Source organism: Mitsuaria sp. WAJ17 (assembly GCF_014174515.1).
Lineage (GTDB): Bacteria > Pseudomonadota > Gammaproteobacteria > Burkholderiales > Burkholderiaceae_C > Roseateles_B.
Genome location: NZ_JACJUG010000026.1, coordinates 33,863 through 54,328 on the forward strand (window position 1 = coordinate 33,863; position 20,466 = coordinate 54,328).

Here is a 20,466-nt window from a genome sequence, read left to right on the forward strand (position 1 = left end):
GGCGAGGGTGGCAAGGCGGGGATGCTGCTCGATCACAGGCTCTGCAGCGAGGCGGGGGCCGTCTGCATGAAGCGCTGCTGGCCGGGCTCGCGCAGTTGCCATTTCTCGGCCAGGGCCATAAAGCGGGTGGCGGACACCGGCCTTGAGAACCAGTGGCCCTGGTAGCCCACGCATCCCATGCTGCGCAGGCAGTCCAACTGGCGAATGTTCTCCACGCCCTCGGCCACCACCTCCAGGCCCATGTCCAGGCCCAGGTGGACGATGGTCTCGGCGATGCGGCAGGCGTCGGCGTCGTCGGGCAGGTCATGCACAAAGGACTGATCGACCTTGAGCTGGTCCAGAGGCAGCCCGCGCAGGCGGCTCAGCGAGGAAAAGCCGGTGCCGAAGTCGTCCAGCGCCAGGCGGATGCCCCGCTCGCGCATGCGCTGCATGCGTTCCTGGAGTTGTTCGAAGTTGTCGGAGTAGGCGGACTCGGTCAGCTCGAACTTCAGCAGCCCGGCGCGGGCCAGGGCGGGCGGGACGGTGGCGATGAGCTTTTCGGTGGCGCTCTCCGACTGCAGCTGAATGGAGCTGACATTGATCGAGATGGGAATGCCATGCAGCGGTCCGCCGTCCTGCCAGGCGATCAGCAGGCGGCAGACCTGTTCCAGCAGGCGCTGGCCGGCCGGCTCGATCAGGCCGGTGGCCTCGGCGATGGGCACGAACTCGGCCGGTGAGACCAGGCCTCGCTTGGGATGGCGCCATCGCATCAGCACCTCGGCGCCGATCAGCTCGCCCTCGGCATTGCACTGGGCCTGGAAAAAGGGCTCGATCTCCCCGGCCGCAATGCCCCGGGCAAAGTCCAGCTCCTGGGCCGAAGCCTGGCGCGCGTCGCGCAGCATGGTCACGATGCAGGCATAGGTCAGCAGGGCCGTCAGCACGGCCACCAGGCCCACGGCGACCTGGCGTGTCTGCAGCGGCACCGTGGGCGTATCGACCAAGCGCAGCTCGAAGGTCTGCAGCGCAACGAAGGCGCCCAGGATCAGCACCGACATCAGGGTCAGCAGCCAGCCCGGACGGTACTGCAGCAGGAAGTAGCTGCAGACGAAGAGCGGGATCAGGTAGAGCTGGGTGCTGCGCGGCACGCCTTCCGCGGGCAGGTCCGCCAGCAGGCTCAGCGCCAGCACCACCAGCCAGGCGCAGAAGCAGTAGAACACTGAGGCGGTGCGCGGCAGCTTGTGCTTCAGCAGCAGCAGGGTGAAGGCCGAGCAGGCGATCGCCATTCCCGGCATGCCGGCCACCCAGGGCCTGCCGATGAACAGGAAATGGGCCACCCAGGGCAGCGAACCGAGGATGGTCAGCCAGGCCATTACTCGCAGCACATGCTCGCGGCGGCGGGCAAAGGCCTGGGGCACGATGCCCTCGTTGGACTCCAGGCGCGACAGCGCCTGCCAGACGCCATGCCAGCGCCCCGCGAGATCGGGTGATCGTGTCTGTGCCGGACCCGGGCCCTGTGGGCTTCTCATCGCCGCTCCCTGCTGCGAATTCGCCGGGACCATTGTGCATGCCCGCCCTGCGCCTTGCATGGCCCGTGGCCCGCGCGGGCCCCATGCGGCCCCGACCGGTGGGCAATCTGCCACAGACCGGCGCGGGCTGCAGCCGCGTGACGTGCCTTCGGTCAGCGCCCGCTGCGAGCCCGTCGGAAGTCGATGACCAGCTCTGCCAGGCGGCTGGCCTGCTCCTGCAGCGACTCAGCGGCGCTCTGCTCCACCGTGCTGGCCGAGATCTCGCCGACGATGCCGCTGACCCGGTTCACGCTGGCATTGATCTCCTCCATGGTGCTGGCCACCGGCCCCTGGACGGCACCGCCGCGCTGGGCATCCTCCGCCGCGCTTCCGGCGAGCTGCTTGGCCGTGGCGGCGCTGTCGGCACTGTGGCTGACTCTGCCGGTCAGCTGACAGGTGGCCCCGGCGGCCTGCAGCAGGTTGGAGGCGGTCTGTTCCGTGCGGTGGCTCAGGTCCAGGGTGCCCGAGACGATCCCGGCGCTGGCGGTCTGGATGCTTTCGGTGCTCTCGCGCACCTCTCTGACGATGCGGTTCAGCGCACCCTTCATGCGGGAGCGCGCCCGCTGCACCTCGCCGATCCCGTCCTTCCGGCGGCTGTCCATGCGACCGCTGAGGTCTCCGTTGCCGATGCGTTTGGCCTCGCCCACCAAGGCCTTGAGCGGGGGCGCGATGGAGCGCACCAGGGACCATGTCCCCAGCTCCAGGGCCGCAACGATCACGCCCATCCGCGCGGCCACGCTCCACGCCGTGCGCATGCGCTCGGCGCCCGCGCGCACCTGCATGGCCTGTGCCTTGTCCGACTGGATCTGTACAAAGGCCTGCTGGGCCTACATCGCTTCCTGCTCAGCAGGTGGGAGGTAGGCAGTGCCGCGCCAGCCGTCATCATCGCGGTGCCCACGGTCAGCGCGATCACCGGCAGCCACAGGCGCGTCGCAATCGACAGATGCTTCGCGGGTTCTCCACTGATTCCACTGATTCTTGTTGGCCGTCCCCGGGGCGTCGGAGGCGGCCCGGCTTCCGATCATGATTCCGTCACGCTGGCGCCGACAGCATTCCCGGGACGGTTCTGCGGCATTTCCGCTACGGCGGCGTTGGGAACGCTGGTAGGCTCCCGCTGTTTCCAGCGCAGCCTCCCTCCCATGAGCTTTCTGGCCATCGACATCGGCAACACCCGCCTCAAGTGGGCACTCTACGCATCTCCCCAGCCAGGCGCTGTGGTGATGGCGCACGGCGCCGTGTTCTTGGAGAACATCGAGCGCCTCGCCGAGGATGAATGGCGGCGGCTGCCCGTGCCCCACAGCATGCTGGGCTGCAATGTGGCCGGCGATGCCGTTCGGCACCGGGTCGAGGAGCAGATCGAGCAGATGGAGTCCTGGGACCTGGAACCGCGCTGGGTCCATTCCACGCACCAGGCCGGCGGCATCGTCAATGGCTATGACCACCCCGGGCGATTGGGGGCGGACCGCTTCGTGGCCCTGGTCGGCGCCCGTTCCCATGTGATGCAACGTGGCGCGCCGCGGGCGGTGCTGGTGGTGATGGTGGGCACGGCCGTGACGGTGGATGCCGTCGATGCCGACGGCCATTTCCTCGGCGGCCTGATCCTGCCCGGCCACGGCATCATGCTGCGCGCCCTGGAGAGCGGTACGGCCGGCCTGCGCGTGCCGACCGGCGAGGTGCGCGCCTTCCCCACCAACACCTCGGACGCGCTGACCAGCGGCGGTACCTATGCCATCACCGGTGCCATCGAGCGCATGCACCGCCACCTGGGCCAGCGCGCCGGGCACGAGCCCCTGACGCTGATGACGGGCGGCGCGGGCTGGAAGGTCGCGCCGGCGCTGGAGGTGCGCCACGAGCTGGTCGAGAGCCTGCTCTTCGATGGCATCCTGGCCCTGCAGGCGCACCGTCTGGCGCTCTGAACGCGGAGCCGGCTTCGCCCGATTAGGTCCGGGCGCGCCTCAGCATCAGCAGGCCCAGGCAGCTCAGGCCGGCCAGGGCGTAGACGCCCGCCGTCAGTGGCTGGGCCCGGCCATTGAAGCCCATCAGGTCCAGCCAGGGGAAGATTGCAGCCTGCGTGGCGGCATAGAGCCAGAACAGGAACAGGGCCAGGAAGGTGCGCGAGCCGGCGCTCCAGTGGCCCAGCAGGGCGCTGAGGCTGCTCAGCAGCAGCAGGCCGCTGAGCAGGGCCAGCGCCAGCACGGGCGCCTGCAGCCCCCAGCGCAGCAGCACGGGGGCATGGAACAGCAGGCCCAGCAGCGCCGCGCTGGCAAAGGGAATCAGCTGCCGACGCTCGGGGCCTCCGGGGGCCACGGCGGCCAGCGCCAGCGTGCGCGCCTGGTGGTCCTGCGCGCCCAGCCCGCAGATCATCAGCCCCCAGGACGCCGTCGCGGCCACCACCAGCGGGCCGAGTGCGCCCAAGGGCAGGCTGCTGCCGAGCAACAGCAGCACGGGCAGTGCCAGGAGCGCCCAGGGCTGGCCGATGAGGGCCAGGCAGGCATTGGCCAGCACCTGGCCTGGCAGGCCGGGCACGCGGGCACACTGCGGCAGCAGCCGCCCGGACAGTCGGGCGAGGGGGCGCAGGGCGGTGCCCGCAGCCGAGCGCCAGCGCGGGCCGGTCTTGGCGGCCGTGGGCCTGACGCGGTCCGGGTCGTAGCGATGGAACAGCCAGAGGGCCGGCAGCAGCGGCAGCAGGGCCACCAGCGCCGACACCAGCCGCAAGGCGACCAGCGGCCACGTCCACACGCCCTCGGGCAGATGGCCCACCCCCAGCGAGGGATCGAAGCTGGAGGCGCCGATGCTCACGCTGTGGGTGCCCATGAGCTGACCCAGGCGAATGGCCAGGGCCGACATGCCGGACAGGTCCAGGGCCTGCAGCGGATGCAGTGCTTGCGAAGCCTCGTCCAGGGTGAAAGGCAGCAGGGCAAACTGCCCCACCCAGCAGGCGAAGAAGAGCAGGTCGCCGCGGCGGCGCATCAGCGGTGCCCAGGCGTCGCACAGCAGGGCCAGGCTGGCGCACAGCAGCAGCGGAGGGCCCATGCCCAGCAGCCACATGGCCAGGTAGGGGCCTGGCTGCAGAGGGGCTTCGCCGTGCATCAGTTGCAGGAGCATCACCGTGATGAGATCGACACCGGCCAGGCTCATCAGGAAGGCCACGGCCCCCAGCCAACGGCTCAGCAGCAGCCCGGTGGCGGAGATCGGTGCCGTTGCCAGAAGGGCCGCCGTGCCGTATTGCAAGTCCTGCTGCGTGCGACCGCGAACCAGGAAAAAGCCCAGCAGGCCGAAGAGCAGGTTGGCCATCATGCCGCCGCCCACGGACAGGGTGTTGCTGTCGTAGAGCATGCGCTGCTCCTTGACGGCGAACAGCGTCAGCTCACCGGCGTTGTCGGGAATCATGAACCAGCTGGCCGCGATCACCAGCCCCAGGATCACGAGGCTGGAGCTGCGCCGCGCGCGCAGCCGCCACTCGTGACGGGCGAGGGCGAACACGAGGCCCGGTCTCGCGTCAAGGAATTCGTGCCTCGCGCTCATGCGACGACTCCCAGGCCCTGCGTGTCCGCATAACGCTGTGCCATCAGGGCCTCCTCGAGGCTGGGCAGGGCAGCCTGCGCTTCGGCGCAGGGACGCTCAGCATGGGCCATGCGGACCTGGATCAGGCCGCCCTGGCGCTGGGCCTGCAGCACATGGACCTGCTGGCGCAGGGACTCGTAATGGCCGGGCTCCAGCAGGGCGGTCCAGACCTGACCCTCCGCACGCGCCATCAAGGCCTCGGGGCTGCTGAAGGCCAGCAGGCGGCCGCGGCGCAGGATGGCCAGGTGGGTGGCCATGTTCTCGATGTCGGAGACGATGTGGGTGGAGACGATCACCAGGCGCGAGAAGCCCAGCTCGGACAGCAACTGGCGAAAACGCAGGCGCTCCTCGGGGTCCAGGCCGGCGGTGGGCTCATCGACGATCAGCACGTCCGGGTCATTGAGCAGCGCCTGCGCGATGCCCAGGCGCTGGCGCATGCCGCCCGAGAAGCCCGCGGCCAGGCGGTCGGCCTGCTCGTGCAGGTTGACCAGCTCCAGCAGATGCTGGATGCGGCGGCCGTCGCGCACGCCCTTGAGCGCGGCGAAGTACTGCAGGAACTCGCGTGCTGTCAGCTGCGGGTAGACGCCGAAGTCCTGGGGTAGGTAGCCCAGGCGGCGGCGCATCAGCTCGGGGCGGGCGACGATGTCCTGGCCGTCCAGCAGGATGCGGCCCTGGCTGGGCCGGCTGAGCGTGGCCAGCATCTGCATCAGCGTGGTCTTGCCGGCGCCGTTGTGGCCGACCAGGCCCACGAGGCCGGCGCCCAGCTCCAGGCTGAGGCTGTCGATGGCCCGGTGGTCTCCGAATGTCTTGACCAGGTTTTGAATGCTCAGCATGCCGCCTCCTCGTTGATCTGGCGCGCAGCGTAGCGAGGCGGCCCCGTCCTGGCGCGGGGATTCGGACAGAGTGGCGCAGCGCGAGGACAGGCTGCAGGGGTGCGGCAGAGACCGCCTGGCCCGCAGGTTCTGGTTCAGTCAGGGCGCTTGAGCTGGCGCAGCTCCTCGCGCACGGCGCCCAGCTCTTCGTGCACAGAGCGCAACTGGGCATGGAGATCGCGCAGGATGTCCTTCTCGACCTCGCGCTCGGTGCTCTCCACCCACATGGCGGCGATGGCCGCCGTCACCAGCGAGAGCACTGCATAGCCCAGCAGCACCACGAAGACCGAGAAGATCTTGGCCGCGGCAGTGGTGGGCACGATGTCGCCGTAGCCTACGGTGGCGGCGGTGGTGAAGGCCAGCCACATGCCGTCGGCCGGTGTCTTGACGCGAGGCTCCAGCACCCAGAAGCCCACGCCGCAGAACAGCAGCACCACCAGGGCCAGCAGCAGCAGATAGCCCAGGCCCCCGCGCGTGACCCAACTCTTGATGGCCCAGACCATGCGCAGCAGGGTCAGCAGGGAGACGAAGAGCCGCCCTGCCAGGGCCATTCCTGACTCGGCGCTGGGCGGCAGCAGGGCGGAGGCCAGCAGGCCCGCCATCAGCACCAGGTCCAGCATATTGCTGCGCCAGTACTGCTGCGGATGCGTGCACAGGCGCCCCACGCGCCACAGCGACAGGCCCACGAGGCCCGCTGCGGCCAGGTAGATGGCAACGGCCAGCGGCGTGGGCAGACTCTCGATCAGCTCGATGTAGAAGGCAGGAATGGTGCACAGCAGGGCGACCAGCACCGGCCAGCGCCAGCGCTGCTCCGCCTGCGTGGCGGCGGTGTTGAGCTGGCTGGGGCGTGAGAGGCCCCAGCTGCGGGTGCTGATGCGGTGTGGCATGGCGCAAGCCTAAGGCCGGCGCGGCGGGTGCAGCTTGACGGCGGTCAAGCCGCCTGACCCGCCTTCAGGGGATGCCGCTCAGAGGATGAAGCGAGAGAGGTCCTCGTTAGACGCCAGCGCCGCCAGGCGCTCGTCCACCGCCGCGGCGTCGATGCGCACGGTCTGCCCGCCCATGTTGGGTGCATCGAAACTGATGGGATCCAGCAGGCGCTCCATGACCGTGGCCAGGCGGCGGGCGCCGATGTTCTCGGTGCGCTCGTTGACCTCACAGGCGATCTGGGCGAGGCGGCGGATGCCGTCGGGCAGCAGCTCCAGCGTGACGCCCTCGGTGGCCAGCAGGGCCTGGTACTGCTTGACCAGGCTGGCGTGGGTGCTGGAGAGGATGGCTTCGAAGTCATCCACGCTCAGCGAGCTGAGTTCCACGCGGATGGGGAAGCGGCCCTGCAGCTCGGGGATGAGATCGCTGGGCTTGGCCAGATGGAAGGCGCCCGAGGCAATGAAGAGCATGTGGTCGGTCTTGACCATGCCGTACTTGGTCGAGACGGTGCAGCCCTCGACCAGGGGCAGCAGGTCGCGCTGCACGCCCTGGCGCGAGACCTCGGCGCCGTTGCCTTCTGAGCGGCTGGCCACTTTGTCGATCTCGTCGATGAAGACGATGCCGTTCTCCTGTGCATTGAGCAAGGCCGTGGTGCGGATCTCCTCCTCATTGACCAGTCGAGCGGCTTCCTCATCGACCAGCAGCCTCATCGCCTCGCTGATCTTGAGCTTGCGACTGCGCTTCCTGCCCGCACCCATCTGCGAGAACAGGCCCTTGAGCTGCTCGGTCATCTCCTCCATGCCCTGGGGGCCGAGGATTTCCATGCTGGGTTTGGGCTCGGCCAGTTCCAGCTCGATCTCCTTGTCGTCCAGCAGGCCCTCGCGAAGGCGCTTGCGCATGACCTGGCGGGCGGTATTGTCCGGCGCGGGTGCACTGGGCGTGGCCGTAAAGCCGAACTCGTTGCCGCCGGCGGAGCGGGGCGGGGGCACCAGCACGTCGAGGATGCGCTCCTCGGCGGCGTCCTCGGCACGGGTGCGCAGGCGGCGCATCTGCTGCTCGCGCTCCTGCTTGACGGCGATCTCGACCAGGTCGCGCACGATGCTGTCCACGTCCTTGCCCACATAGCCCACCTCGGTGAACTTGGTGGCCTCGACCTTGATGAAGGGGGCGTCGGTCAGCCGGGCCAGGCGGCGGGCGATCTCGGTCTTGCCGACGCCGGTGGGGCCGATCATCAGGATGTTCTTGGGCGTGATCTCGCCGCGCAGCTTCTCCTCGACCTGCTGACGGCGCCAGCGGTTGCGCATGGCGATGGCCACGGCGCGCTTGGCGTCCTGCTGGCCCACGATGTGGCGGTCGAGTTCGGAGACGATTTCTTGCGGGGTCATGGACATGGGGCGTCCTCGTTCGGTGCGGTGGCGGCGCTCAGGCGCGGGCGACGCTGTCCAGCGTCTCGAGGGTGTGGTTCTGGTTGGTGTAGATGCAGAGGTCGCCGGCGATCTCTAGGGAGCGCTTGACGATGTCTGCGGCGCCCAGCTCGCTGTGCTGCAGCAGGGCGCGGGCAGCGGCCTGGGCATAGGCGCCGCCGGAGCCGATGGCTACGATGCCCATCTCGGGCTCCAGTACGTCGCCATTGCCGGAGATGATCAGCGAGGTGTCGGCATCGGCCACCGCCAGCATGGCTTCCAGGCGGCGCAGCACCCGGTCCGTGCGCCAGTCCCGCGTGAGCTCCACGGCAGCCCGCACCAGGTGGCCCTGGTGCTTCTCCAGCTTGGACTCGAAGCGTTCGAACAGCGTGAAGGCATCGGCCGTGGCGCCGGCAAAGCCTGCCAGCACGCGCTCCTTGTAGAGCTTGCGCACCTTGCGCGCGCTCGCCTTCACGACGATATGGCCCAGCGTCACCTGGCCATCACCGCCGATGGCGACCTGGCCATTGCGGCGCACGCTGACGATGGTGGTCCCGTGAAACACCGGATCTTGGGAAGCAGATGCAGTCATAGCCACTCCAGCTGGGGACAAGGAGGGCATTTTCAAGCCTGCGGCCGTTTGGGCGGCCGGTGCTTGAGGTCAGGGGCGGGGCGGGCAGCGGTTCGGCGCCAGGCCGAAAGAACCATCTTCGCGATGGTGGCTTGCTGGGCGCTGGCTGCGGCTTGACCGCAATTCATGCGCAGACTGGCTCCCCCCGACTCCGCCAACAGAGTCGCTGTGCCGCGAGCCCTCTATCGGACGCTCTCAGGCTCATGGGCCTTGAACACAAAGCGACGGGTCTTCACCGCACCCGGCCCCACACAGCGCCGCATAAAGAGCACACGGCGCAGCCGATGCTCGCCCCGCACGACGCCTGCGGATCCGGCGTTGCCGGGCCGCCAGGCGTGCCTCCTTGAGGGGGCTGAGGTCGGGCACAAACGCCCTGGCGTTTGTGCCTGCCGAAGGACCGGGCCTTTGGCACGGTGCGCCCTGCAAGGGGGCGAAGCCGGTAGGGGGTGGTCAATCAAACCGTTCTGACTTTGACCCGTGCGTGCTCGTTGATGCCCATGGCGCCAAAGAACAGGGCCACAAGGCGGTGGGTGTCCTTGAAGACGACGTTGCGGTTTTCGCTGCGGCGGCTGAGCACCCAGTTCAGCAGGTCGCCTGCGGCCAGGAAATCCAGGCGGATCAGGGCGGGACAGGAGACCTCGATCAGCGAGGCGGCCCCCAGCTCGCCGCTCATCAGGTTGAGCGTCTCGCTGATGTCGCCATGCAGCTGGCCGCTGAGCTCCAGCTGCACCGCCTGGCCCAGCTTGGTCTGCTCGCCCAGGCTGGTCTCGAGGAAGGTGCTCTGCGCGTCCAGGGCCTGCTGCTGTGTTGTGGAGGTGGGGCCCTGCGTGGACAGGCTGTTGCCGCTGACCCGAACCAGGCATTTGGCCTTTTCCCAGGACGGCGGCGATACCTCATAGGTGACGCAGTAGTCGATGGCGGCTTCGTCGAACTGGTCCGGCCGGTTGACCAGACGCAGCGCTTCCATGCGAAGCATCCACAGGGCCGGATCGACGTCGCGGACGCCCACGGGGGCCATGTCCTTGATCACCTGCAGGAACTGGTCGCCAGCCAGCCAGCGGATGTCCAGCACCTGCTTGGACCAGTCCTTGAACACGGACTGCAGCTTGGCGCAGCCTTCGGTGTCCAGCTGTTGAAGGTCCTTCCAGTCCAACACCCACGGCATGGGCGAGGACTCGCAGCGCGAGCGCATCTGCTGCACCGCATCGGCATCGAGGTAGGCCGGGGCGGACCAGCAAACGGCGCCTGGGCTGCCCTTGGGCGGGCGCACCTTGCGTTGCAGTTCGGCCACCATCTTGGGCATGGAGAACCATTGCGGCGCCGAGAGCCCGAACTGCTGGGCGTACTCAAGGGCCAGGGCCTCGAACTTGCTCTGCTGACCGGTGGCGCGGTAGAAATCGAAGAGCACCAGCCAGGTCTCTGCGTGCAGATTGCGGCTGCCGCCGGGCTGGGTCAGCTCGGTGAGGCTGCGCTCGCAGGTCTCGTTGTCCGCGTTGGCGAAGGCGATCACCGCCTCGTCCAGCTCGGCGTCATGCACGACCTCGTTCACCTCGACGGCCGCGCTCTCCGTCATGCGGAAGCTGAGGCCGGGGTTCATGGGCATCAGTTCCGGCAGCTCGCTGGGCGCGCCTTCGGCGGGCGGCGGGAGCTTGGTATCGACCACGGCGGCAGCGGGAACGGGCGCATTGGTGGGGCGCTCGCGGCCAGGGGGCGAGGCGGGCGAAGGCGCCTGCGGGGCGGCCGCAGGGCTGGCGCCGCTCCTGGGAATCTCGGTGTTGGGGACCGCCGGCATGGTCGGCGCAAAGGCCGCCGCGCGGGTGCTGGTCTCGAAGAATCCAGAGGAAGGCGGTGAAGGTGGACGGGCGAAGCTCTCGCCCACCATCTGCTGCTCGATCTCGTCGATCTTGGCCTTGACCTGCAGGTCCACCCGCTGGCCCATGTCGCTGTTCATGCGCTCGACCTCGTCCATGCGGGACGAGGAGGCGCCCAGGGCGGCCAGCTGCTCGGGCGAGAGGCCCTCGCGACGGATGCGACGCAGCATGTCCAGCTCGCGCTTGCGGACGAAGTCATTGCGTCGCTTGCGCTCGACCATGGCCCGCAACTCGGCCTTGGCGGCGTCGGCCTGCGGATCGTCCTGGCGCGAATTGATCTCAGCCCAGTCGGTGGTCGGGTTAGCGACAAAGCGCGCGACCTTGCGGAAGAAGCTCTCGCTGTCCTTGGGGTCGGTCATGCGGTTCCTGATGGGCTGGGACGGGGGGCCGGCAAGGGCGGGGCGCGGCGACTCAGTCGCCGAACATCTTTTGCTTCAGCTCGCGGCGTTGCTGGGCTTCCAGCGACAGCGTGGCCGTCGGGCGGGCGATCAGGCGGCCAAGGCCGATGGGCTCGCCGGTCTCGTCGCAATAGCCATACTCGCCGCTGTCCAGGCGCTGCAGGGACTGCATGATCTTCTTCAGCAGCTTGCGCTCCCGGTCGCGGGTGCGCAGCTCCAGGGCGTGCTCTTCCTCGATGGTGGCGCGGTCGGCCGGATCGGGGACGATGGAGGTGTCTTCGCGCAGATGCTCGGTGGTCTCTCCGGCATTGGAGAGCAGGCTCTCCTTGAGTTCATTCAGCTTGGCGCGGAAGAACTCGATCTGCTTGTCGTTCATGTACTCGCTGTCCGGCATGGCCAGGACTTCGGCGTCGGTCAGTTCGTTGCCAGGCTTGGATTTCCAGGCGTTCGCGAGCTTGGGGTCGGCTTTCACGGCAGGGCGGGGCGTTTCAATCAAGGGACTACTAAAGGACCGCGCAGGCGGCTTGGGGGGGGCGAAGCGATCAGCGAAGCGGCTGGCGGCGGCTGGAGCCTCCGTCACCACGGTGTCGGTGTCGCCCGATGGGGCGGCACTGGCCTTGGCGGCAGATTTGCTGGCCTTGGGTGCCGACCGCGCAGCGGCCGTAGCCGGGGCAGCGGTGGATTTCGGGGCCTGGGTCTTGCTCACTTTCAGTCTCCTCGCAGGGTGTTTATACCTGCTTCAAAGGGCACTTCGCCAACGGGACCAGTTCTGGGGACCAGCTTCGCCAAACTTTTTACCAACCCTGCTGTCCTGCCTTTGTGGGGCAGGACGGTCCCCGCAGGGACCGGGTGGGCTCCCGGTACGGCCACAAGGCCGGTGCCGGGGTCAGTTTTGGGCGCCGCGGATTGTAGCCACAGGGCGAGGCACCCAACTGACAGAGTGTGTCACTAGGCGAGACAGCCTTCCAGTCCCTGCAGCAGGATCTCCTTGGGCAGGTCAATGCCAATGAAGACCATCTTGCTCTGCTTCTTCTCGCCGGGCATCCAGCGCGGGCCAAGATCGGAGCCCATCAGCTGGTGCACGCCCTGGAAGATCACCTTCTTGTCGGTGCCCTTCATGAATAGCACGCCCTTGTAGCGCAACATCTTGGGGCCGTAGACCTGCACGATGGCGCCCAGGAACTCTTCCAGCTTGGCCGGGTTGAAGGGCTTTTCGGCGCGGTAGACGAAGGACTTCACGTCATCGTCATGCGCGTGGTGGTGCGGGTGCTCGCAAGGCTCGCCGTGCGCATGCTCATGGTCGCAGTGCTCGCCATGGTCATGGTGGTGGTCGTGCTCGTCGGCCTTGAGGAAGTCCGGGTCGATCTCCAGCTTGGCGTTCAGGTTGAAGCCGCGCAGGTCGAAGACCCGGGCCAGCTCGACCTCGCCGAAGTGCACGCGCTGCTGCGGAGCGCGCGGGTTCATGTGCTTGATGCGGTGGGCCAGGGCATCGACGGCGGCCGGCTCGCAGAGGTCGGTCTTGGACAGGAAGATCTGGTCCGCGAAGCCGATCTGGCGGCGGGCCTCCTGGCGCGTGTTGAGCTGCTCCTCGGCATGCTTGGCGTCCACCAGGGTCAGCACGGAGTCCAGCAGGTAGCTCTCGGCGATCTCGTCATCCATGAAAAAGGTCTGGGCGACGGGGCCGGGGTCGGCCAGGCCCGTGGTCTCGATGACCACGCGGTCGAACTCGACCTCCCCCTTGCGGCGCTTGGCCGCCAGGTCCGACAGCGTCGTGCGCAGATCCTCGCGGATGGTGCAGCAGACGCAGCCGTTGCTCATCTGGATGATCTGCTCTTTGGTCTCGGTGAGCAGGATGTCGTTGTCGATGTTCTCCTCGCCGAACTCGTTCTCGATCACGGCGATCTTCTGGCCATGGGCCTCCGACAGCACGCGCTTGAGCAGCGTGGTCTTGCCCGAGCCCAGGAAGCCGGTGAGGATGGTGGCGGGGATCAAACCAGGGGGGTTACCTTGAGACATGGCTGGCGCAGGCGGCGACGGCCGCCCGGAGAAAATAGACAGAGACCCCAATAGATGGGGGCGGCCGACTGTCTTTCAAGTCCCTGTCAAAGTCAATCGGTTATTCTTTGCGTCCCCCAACTACGACACGAGTGCCTGTGTCTGAACCACAGCCTAGTCGATACCCCCACGCCAAGAGTGGGGGTACGAGGCCCGCAGCGGAATCGCCCGCGGCCAAGAGAAGTTTGCTCGAACGCCTGCTGGAATTCCTCCACCCCGGGCCGGACTCCACCCGCGAGCTGATCGAGACCCTGGCGGATGCTGAAGAGCGCGCCCTGATCGCCCCTGAATCGCGCCAGATGCTCGAAGGCGTGCTGCGCATGGCGGAGCTCAGTGCGGGCGATGTCATGGTGGCCGCGCCGCGCATGGACCTGCTCTCCATCGATGCGAGTTATGAGGAGCTGCTGGCCATGGTGATCGGCACCGGCCATTCCCGCTTCCCCGTTTACGAAGGCCGGCGCGAGAACATCATCGGCATCCTCATGGCCAAGGACCTGCTGAAGCTGCAGCGGGCGCCTGAGCTCAATCTGCGCACCCTGCTGCGACCGGCCGTCTTCGTGCCGGAAAGCAAGGGCCTGAACGAGCTGCTGCGCGACTTCCGCGCGAACCGCAGCCATCTGGCCATCGTGATTGACGAGTTCGGCAACACGGCCGGCCTCATCACCATCGAGGACGTACTGGAAGAGATCGTCGGCGAGATCGAGGACGAATTCGACGTGGACGAGGTCAGTGACGCCGGCATCTACACCCTGGCCGATGGCAGCCAGCGTGTCGCCGGCGACACCCACATCGAAGCCGTCAACGAGGCCTTCGGCCTGCACCTGACCAGCGATGACTTCGACACCATCGGCGGCCTGCTGGCGCACGAGCACGGCCGTGTGCCGCGCCGCGGCGAGGTGGTGGAGCTGGGCGGTCTGAGCTTCAGCGTGATGCTGACGCGGGGCGGCTCGGTGCGTTGGTTCAAGGTCACACGCCTGCCCGCCGCGCCGACGTCCGAGCTGGCTGGATGAGGCCTGCGACGCACCTGGCCTGCTGGATGAACAGACTGGTCCCGGGCGCCGTGCTGCTGCTGGCCCTGCTGGCTGGCGCGCTGCAAACGGCCGCCTTCGCACCCACCGAGGCCTGGTGGCTGCAGCCGCTGGCGCTGGCCCTGCTGGCGGCCCTCGCCTGGGACGCTTCGCCGCGGCGCGCGGCCTGGTCCGGTTTCTCCTTCGGTCTGGGCTGGCTGGCCAGCGGCCTGTGGTGGCTCTACATCAGCCTGCATGACCATGGGCACCTGGCGGCGCCTTTCGCTGTCGCGGCGGTGCTATTGCTGGCGGCCTTTCTCTCGCTCTACTACGCCGGCGCGCTGTGGGCCTTTGCCCGCTGGCGGCGGACCGGGGCTGCGGCCCGCGTGGGCCTGTTCGCGGCGCTGTGGCTGCTGGCCGAGCTGGCCCGGGCGCAGTGGCTGACCGGTTTCCCCTGGATCGCCAGCGGCTATGCCCATGCCGCGGGCCCGCTGTCGGGCTGGGCGCCCTGGATCGGTGTCTATGGCATCACCGCCCTGGCGGCCGGCCTGGCCGCCGCGCTGGCGGCGCTGGTGCTGGTGCGGGCCTGGCGCCCGCTGGGGGGGCTGGTCCTGCTGGCGGCCCTGCCTGCCGTGCTGCCGGCCGAGTTCACGCAGGGCAGCGGCGAGATCCACCTCTCCCTGCTGCAGCCCAATGTGGCCCAGGACCAGAAGTTCGACCGCGAGGTCTGGGACAGCAACCTCGACGCCTTGCTGAGGCAGGCCGAGGGCGCGGGCGGCCAGCTGGTGCTGACGCCGGAGTCTGTTGTGCCCCTGCCGCTGGCCTACCTGGAGCCCGAGGTGGTGGAGCGCATCGCCGCCATGGGCCGGCAGCGGCCCCTGCTGCTGGGCAGCTTCCTGGGGAACGACAGGACCGGCTTCATCAACTCCTTGGTGGCCGTGGGCGCACCCGTGCAGCCGGATGGCAATGCCTACAGCTATGGCAAGCGCCACCTGCTGCCCTTTGGCGAGTTCATCCCGCCGGGCTTCCACTGGTTCGTGCGAGCCCTGCGCATCCCCCTGGACGACCAGGCTACGGGCACGCACCAGCGCGCCCTGGTGCTGGACGGCCAGCGCATCCGGCCGCTGATCTGCTACGAGGATCTGTTCGGCGAGGACTTTGCCCAGAGCGTGGTCGGGCCCGAAGCTGCCACAGTGCTGGCCAATGTCAGCAACCTGGCCTGGTTCGGCCCGCGCATGGTGCAGGACCAGCACCTGCAGTTTTCGCAGATGCGCTCGCTGGAGTTCCAGCGCCCGCTGGTGCGCTCGACCAATACCGGCGCCACCGCCGCCATCGACCACCGGGGGCGGGTCATCGCCCGCCTGCCGGCCGAGGTGCCGGGCGTGCTGGAGGTGCGGGTGGAGGGCCGGACCGGCGCCACGCCCTATGCGCGCTGGCTGGCTGCCCTGGGACTGTGGCCGGTTTGGGGCCTGGGCGCTGCAGTCGTGCTGGCCCTGCGCCGGCGCGCGCCCCGCGCTTGATCCATAGCGGCCGGCGCCCGCCATGGGCACCCGTAGAATGGGCCGCTTCCTTCAACGCCCGTGCCGCCATCGCGGCTGCAAGCGGGCCTTACCGCCGTACACCACCATGCTGAGCTTCCAGCAAATCATTCTGAAACTTCAGGAATACTGGTCCGCCCAAGGCTGCGCCCTGCTGCAGCCCTATGACATGGAGGTCGGCGCCGGCACCAGCCACACCGCCACCTTCCTGCGCGCCCTGGGGCCCGAGCCCTGGAATGCGGCCTATGTGCAGCCCAGCCGACGCCCCAAGGACGGCCGCTACGGCGAGAACCCCAACCGACTGCAGCACTACTACCAGTTCCAGGTGGTCCTGAAGCCCGCGCCGGCCAACATCCTGGAGCTCTACCTGGGATCCCTGGAGGCCCTGGGCTTCGACCTGAAGAAGAACGACGTCCGCTTCGTCGAGGACGACTGGGAGAATCCCACGCTGGGCTGCTGGGGCCTGGGCTGGGAGGTCTGGCTCAACGGCATGGAGGTGACGCAGTTCACCTACTTCCAGCAGGTCGGTGGCATCGACTGCAAGCCCATCACCGGCGAGATCACCTACGGCCTGGAGCGCCTGGCCATGTATCTGCAGGGCAAGGAATCGGTCTATGACCTGGTCTATGTCGAGGGCAAGAACGGTGCCCCCGACATCAAGTACGGTGATGTGTTCCACCAGAACGAGGTCGAGCAATCGACCTACAACTTCGAGCACAGCGACGTCGATTTCCTACTGCAGGCCTTCGCCGCCCACGAGAAGCAGTCCCAGCACCTGATGACGCAGCAACTGGCCCTGCCGGCCTATGAGCAGCTGCTCAAGGCCGGTCACACCTTCAACCTGCTGGACGCCCGCGGCGCCATCTCGGTGACCGAGCGCGCCGCCTACATCGGCCGCATCCGCAACCTGGCCCGCGCCGTGGCCCAGGCCTATGTGGACAGCCGGGCCCGCCTGGGCTTCCCCATGGCGCCCAAGGCCTGGGGCGAGGAAGTGCTGGCGAACCTCGCCAAGCAAGCTGAAAAGAACGCAAAGAAAGCAGCCTGACACCTATGAGCACCCTGCAGAACCTCCTCGTCGAGCTGTTTGTCGAAGAGCTGCCGCCTAAGGCGCTCAAAAAATTGGGCGAATCTTTCGCCACCGCGCTGGCTGAGAGCCTCCGGGCCCAGGGCCTGGCTGCGGCCGATGCCGCCGTCACGCCCTTCGCCTCGCCTCGCCGCCTGGCCGTGCACGTGACGGGCGTGGCCGCCCGCGCCGCCGACCGCGCTGTCCAGCAAAAGCTCATGCCCGTGGCCGTGGCCCTGACGGCTGAGGGTCACCCCACGCCGGCCCTGCTGAAGAAGCTGGCCAGTCTGGGCGCGGACGCCAGCGTCGTGCCCCAGCTCAAGCGCCTGCCGGACGGCAAGGCCGAGGCGCTCTTCCTGGATTCCGTCGTTGCCGGCGCCTCCCTGGCCGAAGGCCTGCAGAAGGCCCTGGACGAGGCCCTGGCCAGGCTGCCCATCCCCAAGGTGATGAGCTACCAACTGGCCGACGGCTGGAGCAGCGTCCTCTTCGTGCGCCCGGCCCACGGCCTGGTGGCGCTGCACGGCATGACCGTGGTGCCCGTGGCCACGCTGGGCCTGCACTCCGGCCGCGAGACCCTGGGCCACCGCTTCGAGGCCGCGCAGCCGCGCATCACCATCGAAAGCGCCGACAGCTACGCCACTCAGCTGCGCGAGCAGGGCGCCGTGATCGCCAGCTTCAGCGAGCGCCGGGCCGAGATCCTGGCCCAGCTGAACGCTGCGGCCGCGAAGGAAGGCCTGAAGCCCATCGAGGACGAGGCCCTGCTGGACGAAGTCACGGCCCTGGTCGAGCGGCCCAATGTGCTGACCTGCCAGTTTGAGCCCGAGTTCCTGGCCGTGCCGCAGGAGTGCCTCATCCTCACGATGAAGGCCAACCAGAAGTACTTCCCGCTGCTCGATGCCGCGGGCAAACTGACGCACAAGTTCCTCGTCGTCTCCAACATCCGCCCGGCGGACGCCAGTGCGGTGACCGGTGGCAACGAGCGCGTGGTGCGCCCCCGCCTGTCGGACGCCAAGTTCTTCTACGACCAGGACCGCAAGAAGACTCTGGCCGAGCGGGTGCCAGGTCTTGCCAAGGTGGTCTACCACGGCAAGCTGGGCAGCCAGGGCGACCGCGCCGAGCGCGTGCGCGCCATTGCCCACGGCATCGTCAACATGCTGCGCATGGCCACCGTGCCCTACACCGTCGAGGCCCGTGACGAATTCGAGGTGCTGGACAGCAAGGTGCAGCAGGCTGCCCAACTGGCCAAGGCCGACCTGCTGACCGACATGGTCGGCGAGTTCCCCGAGCTGCAGGGCATCATGGGCGCCTACTACGCCCGCCACGAGGGCCTGCGCGACGGCGTCGCCATCGCCATCGAGGACCACTACAAGCCGCGCTTCGCCGGTGACGCCCTGCCGCGCAACCACACCGGCACGGTCCTGGCCCTGGCTGACAAGCTGGAGACCCTGGTGGGCCTGTTCGGCATCGGCCAGCTGCCCACGGGTGACAAGGACCCCTTCGCCCTGCGCCGCCACGCGCTGGGTGTGATCCGCATCCTGGTCGAGAAGAACCTGCCGCTGGATCTGCCCGCGCTGATCGACACCGCCGCGCCGGCCTTTGGCGAGCTGATCTCCAACCCGCGCGAGGCCCTGCTCGGCTTCTTCGCGGACCGCGTGGCCGTCTCCCTGCGTGACCAGGGCTACAGCGCCCAGGAGGTCGATGCTGTGCTGGCCCTGAACCCCAGCCGCCTGGGCGACGTGCCCCGCCGCCTGGAGGCCGTGCGCGCCTTTGCTGCGCTGCCCGAGGCCGCTTCGCTGGCCGCCGCCAACAAGCGCGTCAGCAACATCCTCAAGAAGATCGAGGGTGAGCTGCCCACGGTCGTGGATGCCGCGCTGCTGAAGGAAGCCGCCGAGCAGGCCCTGGCCGCCGCGCTGGCCGAGGTCCAGCCCCAGGCCGACACGCTCTTCGAGCAGCACGACTACGCCGGCTCGCTGAAGGCCTTGGCCGCGCTGAAAGGCCCGGTCGATGCCTTCTTCGACGGCGTGATGGTCAATGCCGACGACGCCGCCCTGCGCGCCAACCGCCAGGCCCTCCTGAGCCGCCTGCACGGGGCCATGAACCGCGTGGCCGACCTCTCCCGCCTGGCTTCCTGAGGAGCATCCCATGCCCGCCCGTTCCGACCACAGCCACAGCATGAAACTCGTCATCCTGGGGCGAGACGGGACGATCAACCGCTTCCGGGACGACCACGTCAAGTCGGTCGATGAGCTGGAGCCCCTGCCCGGGGCCCTGGAAGCGGTGGCACGGCTCAACCATGCCGGCTGGCACACGGTCATGGCCACCAACCAGCCCGGCATCGGCCGCGGGCTGCTGGACATGGCTTCGCTCAACGCCGTGCACCAGCGCCTCAACCAGCTGCTGGCGGAGAAGGGCGGGCGGCTGGATGCCGTCTTCTTCTGCCCCCACGCGCCGGACGAGGGCTGCACCTGCCGCAAGCCGCTGCCGGGCCTGGTGACCCAGATCGGCGAGCGCTTCAACGTGGACCTGGCACAGGTGCACCTCGTGGGCGCCAGCCTCAAGGACCTGCAGACCGCGCAGGCCGCCGGCTGCATCCCCCACCTGCTGCGCGGCGAGCGCCTGGGCCTGGCCGACGAAGGCCAGATCCAGGCCCAACTGGCCCAGGTGCCGGGCGCCCAGCTGCATGACAACCTGGCGAGCTTCGCCGAGCACCTGATCCAAGAAGAACGGCGCGCCCGGGCTGATGCCCGTGGCGAACAGCTGTCCCCCAACACTGTTCCCGGAGACTTGAATTGAGCCTGCTGCTGTCGGCGATCCGCTCGCTGATCTTTGTCCTCTTCCTGATCATCACCGTCATCCCCTGGGCCCTGTTCGCGGTCCTGCTGTCCCTGTTCACGCGGGGTGACAAGGTCTACTGGACCTGCGCCGGCTGGCTGGCGCTGGCCATCTGGGGCGCCAAGGTGATCTGCGGCGTCAAGTACCGCGTGCAGGGCATGGAGCATCTGCCCAGTCGCGCCGACCGAAGGAATGCGGTGATCCTGCTGTCCAAGCACCAGAGCACCTGGGAGACCTTCGCCTACCCGGCCATCATGACCCACCCCATGGCCTATGTGTTCAAGCGCGAGCTGCTCTACGTGCCTTTCTTCGGCTGGGCTATGGCGGCCATGGACATGATCCACATCGACCGTGGTCGCCGCTCCGAGGCCTGGGCCAAGGTGCTCAAGCAGGGCAAGCGCATGGCCGAGCTGGGCAACTGGGTGATCATGTTCCCCGAGGGCACCCGCATCGCCCGCGGCCAGAAGGGCGAGTACAAGAGCGGCGGCACCCGCCTGGCCGTGGCCACCGGCGTGCCGGTGGTGCCCATCGCTGCGACCTCGGCCCGCTGCTGGCCGCGCAAGAGCTTCTTGCTGCGTCCCGGCGTGGTGGACATCTCCATCGGTCGCCCCATCCCTTCGGTGGGCCGCGAGCCGGTCGAGCTGATGAAGCAGGTGGAGGACTGGATTGAGTCCGAGATGCGCCGCCTGGATCCCGAGGCCTATCAAGACCCGACCCCGGCGTCTTGATGGTACTCGCAGGGTCGGTCTTCCACCCGTAAACTT

17 protein-coding genes are annotated in these 20,466 nt (G+C 68.4%); 7 read left to right on the plus strand and 10 right to left on the minus strand.

From position 1 onward, the window contains the following. Positions 1 to 32: 32 nt before the first annotated feature. Together H5407_RS18615 and H5407_RS18620 are read right to left on the minus strand one after the other, a co-directional pair. The gene (locus H5407_RS18615) at positions 33 to 1,505 is read right to left on the minus strand and encodes an EAL domain-containing protein (protein WP_183105989.1); all 1,473 of its coding nucleotides are present in this window, start codon (positions 1,503 to 1,505) and stop codon (positions 33 to 35) included. A gap of 152 nt (positions 1,506 to 1,657) precedes the next feature. After that, complete coding sequence (locus tag H5407_RS18620) at positions 1,658 to 2,326, minus strand: hypothetical protein (RefSeq protein ID WP_183105990.1); 669 nt, start codon at positions 2,324 to 2,326, stop codon at positions 1,658 to 1,660. A gap of 357 nt (positions 2,327 to 2,683) precedes the next feature. Between H5407_RS18620 and H5407_RS18625 the strand changes: the two genes are divergently transcribed. Beyond that, entirely contained in the window at positions 2,684 to 3,460 is a 777-nt protein-coding gene (locus H5407_RS18625; RefSeq protein ID WP_183105991.1) for a type III pantothenate kinase, read from the plus strand. A gap of 22 nt (positions 3,461 to 3,482) precedes the next feature. Here H5407_RS18625 and H5407_RS18630 read toward each other — a convergent pair whose 3' ends face one another. The 8 genes from H5407_RS18630 to H5407_RS18665 all read right to left on the minus strand — a co-directional run bounded on the left by H5407_RS18630 (position 3,483) and on the right by H5407_RS18665 (position 13,223). Then, positions 3,483 to 5,069 (minus strand): hypothetical protein, encoded by a 1,587-nt coding sequence (locus H5407_RS18630; protein WP_183105992.1) that lies wholly within the window; start codon positions 5,067 to 5,069, stop codon positions 3,483 to 3,485. After that, on the minus strand, positions 5,066 to 5,941 hold the full coding sequence (locus H5407_RS18635; RefSeq protein WP_183105993.1) for an ABC transporter ATP-binding protein: 876 nt from the start codon (positions 5,939 to 5,941) through the stop codon (positions 5,066 to 5,068). Before H5407_RS18635 ends, H5407_RS18630 begins: the two co-directional genes overlap by 4 nt. A gap of 134 nt (positions 5,942 to 6,075) precedes the next feature. Beyond that, complete coding sequence (locus H5407_RS24035; RefSeq protein WP_220800671.1) at positions 6,076 to 6,867, minus strand: potassium channel family protein; 792 nt, start codon at positions 6,865 to 6,867, stop codon at positions 6,076 to 6,078. A 78-nt stretch (positions 6,868 to 6,945) separates the two neighbouring features. After that, positions 6,946 to 8,295 (minus strand): ATP-dependent protease ATPase subunit HslU, encoded by a 1,350-nt coding sequence (gene hslU / locus H5407_RS18645; RefSeq protein WP_183105994.1) that lies wholly within the window; start codon positions 8,293 to 8,295, stop codon positions 6,946 to 6,948. Between the two features lie 31 nt (positions 8,296 to 8,326). Next, positions 8,327 to 8,899, minus strand: coding sequence for an ATP-dependent protease subunit HslV (gene hslV / locus H5407_RS18650; RefSeq protein ID WP_183105995.1), 573 nt, complete (start codon positions 8,897 to 8,899; stop codon positions 8,327 to 8,329). A 493-nt stretch (positions 8,900 to 9,392) separates the two neighbouring features. Next, entirely contained in the window at positions 9,393 to 11,168 is a 1,776-nt protein-coding gene (locus H5407_RS18655; RefSeq protein ID WP_183105996.1) for an STAS domain-containing protein, read from the minus strand. Positions 11,169 to 11,220: 52 nt separating this feature from the next. Next, positions 11,221 to 11,913, minus strand: coding sequence for an RNA polymerase-binding protein DksA (dksA, locus tag H5407_RS24745; protein WP_310737671.1), 693 nt, complete (start codon positions 11,911 to 11,913; stop codon positions 11,221 to 11,223). A 242-nt stretch (positions 11,914 to 12,155) separates the two neighbouring features. Beyond that, the gene (locus H5407_RS18665) at positions 12,156 to 13,223 is read right to left on the minus strand and encodes a GTP-binding protein (protein ID WP_183105997.1); all 1,068 of its coding nucleotides are present in this window, start codon (positions 13,221 to 13,223) and stop codon (positions 12,156 to 12,158) included. Positions 13,224 to 13,360: 137 nt separating this feature from the next. Here H5407_RS18665 and H5407_RS18670 point away from each other — a divergent pair, with 137 nt between their 5' ends. The 6 genes from H5407_RS18670 to H5407_RS18695 all read left to right on the plus strand — a co-directional run bounded on the left by H5407_RS18670 (position 13,361) and on the right by H5407_RS18695 (position 20,430). Then, complete coding sequence (locus tag H5407_RS18670; protein ID WP_183105998.1) at positions 13,361 to 14,272, plus strand: transporter associated domain-containing protein; 912 nt, start codon at positions 13,361 to 13,363, stop codon at positions 14,270 to 14,272. A 26-nt stretch (positions 14,273 to 14,298) separates the two neighbouring features. Continuing rightward, complete coding sequence (gene lnt / locus H5407_RS18675; RefSeq protein ID WP_183105999.1) at positions 14,299 to 15,789, plus strand: apolipoprotein N-acyltransferase; 1,491 nt, start codon at positions 14,299 to 14,301, stop codon at positions 15,787 to 15,789. Positions 15,790 to 15,895: 106 nt separating this feature from the next. After that, positions 15,896 to 16,852 carry a glycine--tRNA ligase subunit alpha gene (gene glyQ / locus H5407_RS18680; RefSeq protein WP_183106023.1) on the plus strand — a complete coding sequence of 319 codons (957 nt, stop codon included), beginning with the start codon at positions 15,896 to 15,898 and terminating at the stop codon, positions 16,850 to 16,852. A 5-nt stretch (positions 16,853 to 16,857) separates the two neighbouring features. Then, entirely contained in the window at positions 16,858 to 19,002 is a 2,145-nt protein-coding gene (gene glyS / locus H5407_RS18685; RefSeq protein WP_183106000.1) for a glycine--tRNA ligase subunit beta, read from the plus strand. Positions 19,003 to 19,012: 10 nt separating this feature from the next. Next, positions 19,013 to 19,663: a D-glycero-beta-D-manno-heptose 1,7-bisphosphate 7-phosphatase gene (gene gmhB, locus H5407_RS18690; protein ID WP_255501319.1), complete on the plus strand. Its 651-nt coding sequence runs from the start codon at positions 19,013 to 19,015 to the stop codon at positions 19,661 to 19,663. Further along, a complete protein-coding gene (locus H5407_RS18695; protein ID WP_255501320.1) occupies positions 19,660 to 20,430 on the plus strand; it encodes a 1-acyl-sn-glycerol-3-phosphate acyltransferase in 771 nt (256 codons plus the stop codon). The genes gmhB and H5407_RS18695 overlap by 4 nt, the downstream gene beginning before the upstream one ends. The last annotated feature ends 36 nt before the right edge of the window (positions 20,431 to 20,466 follow it).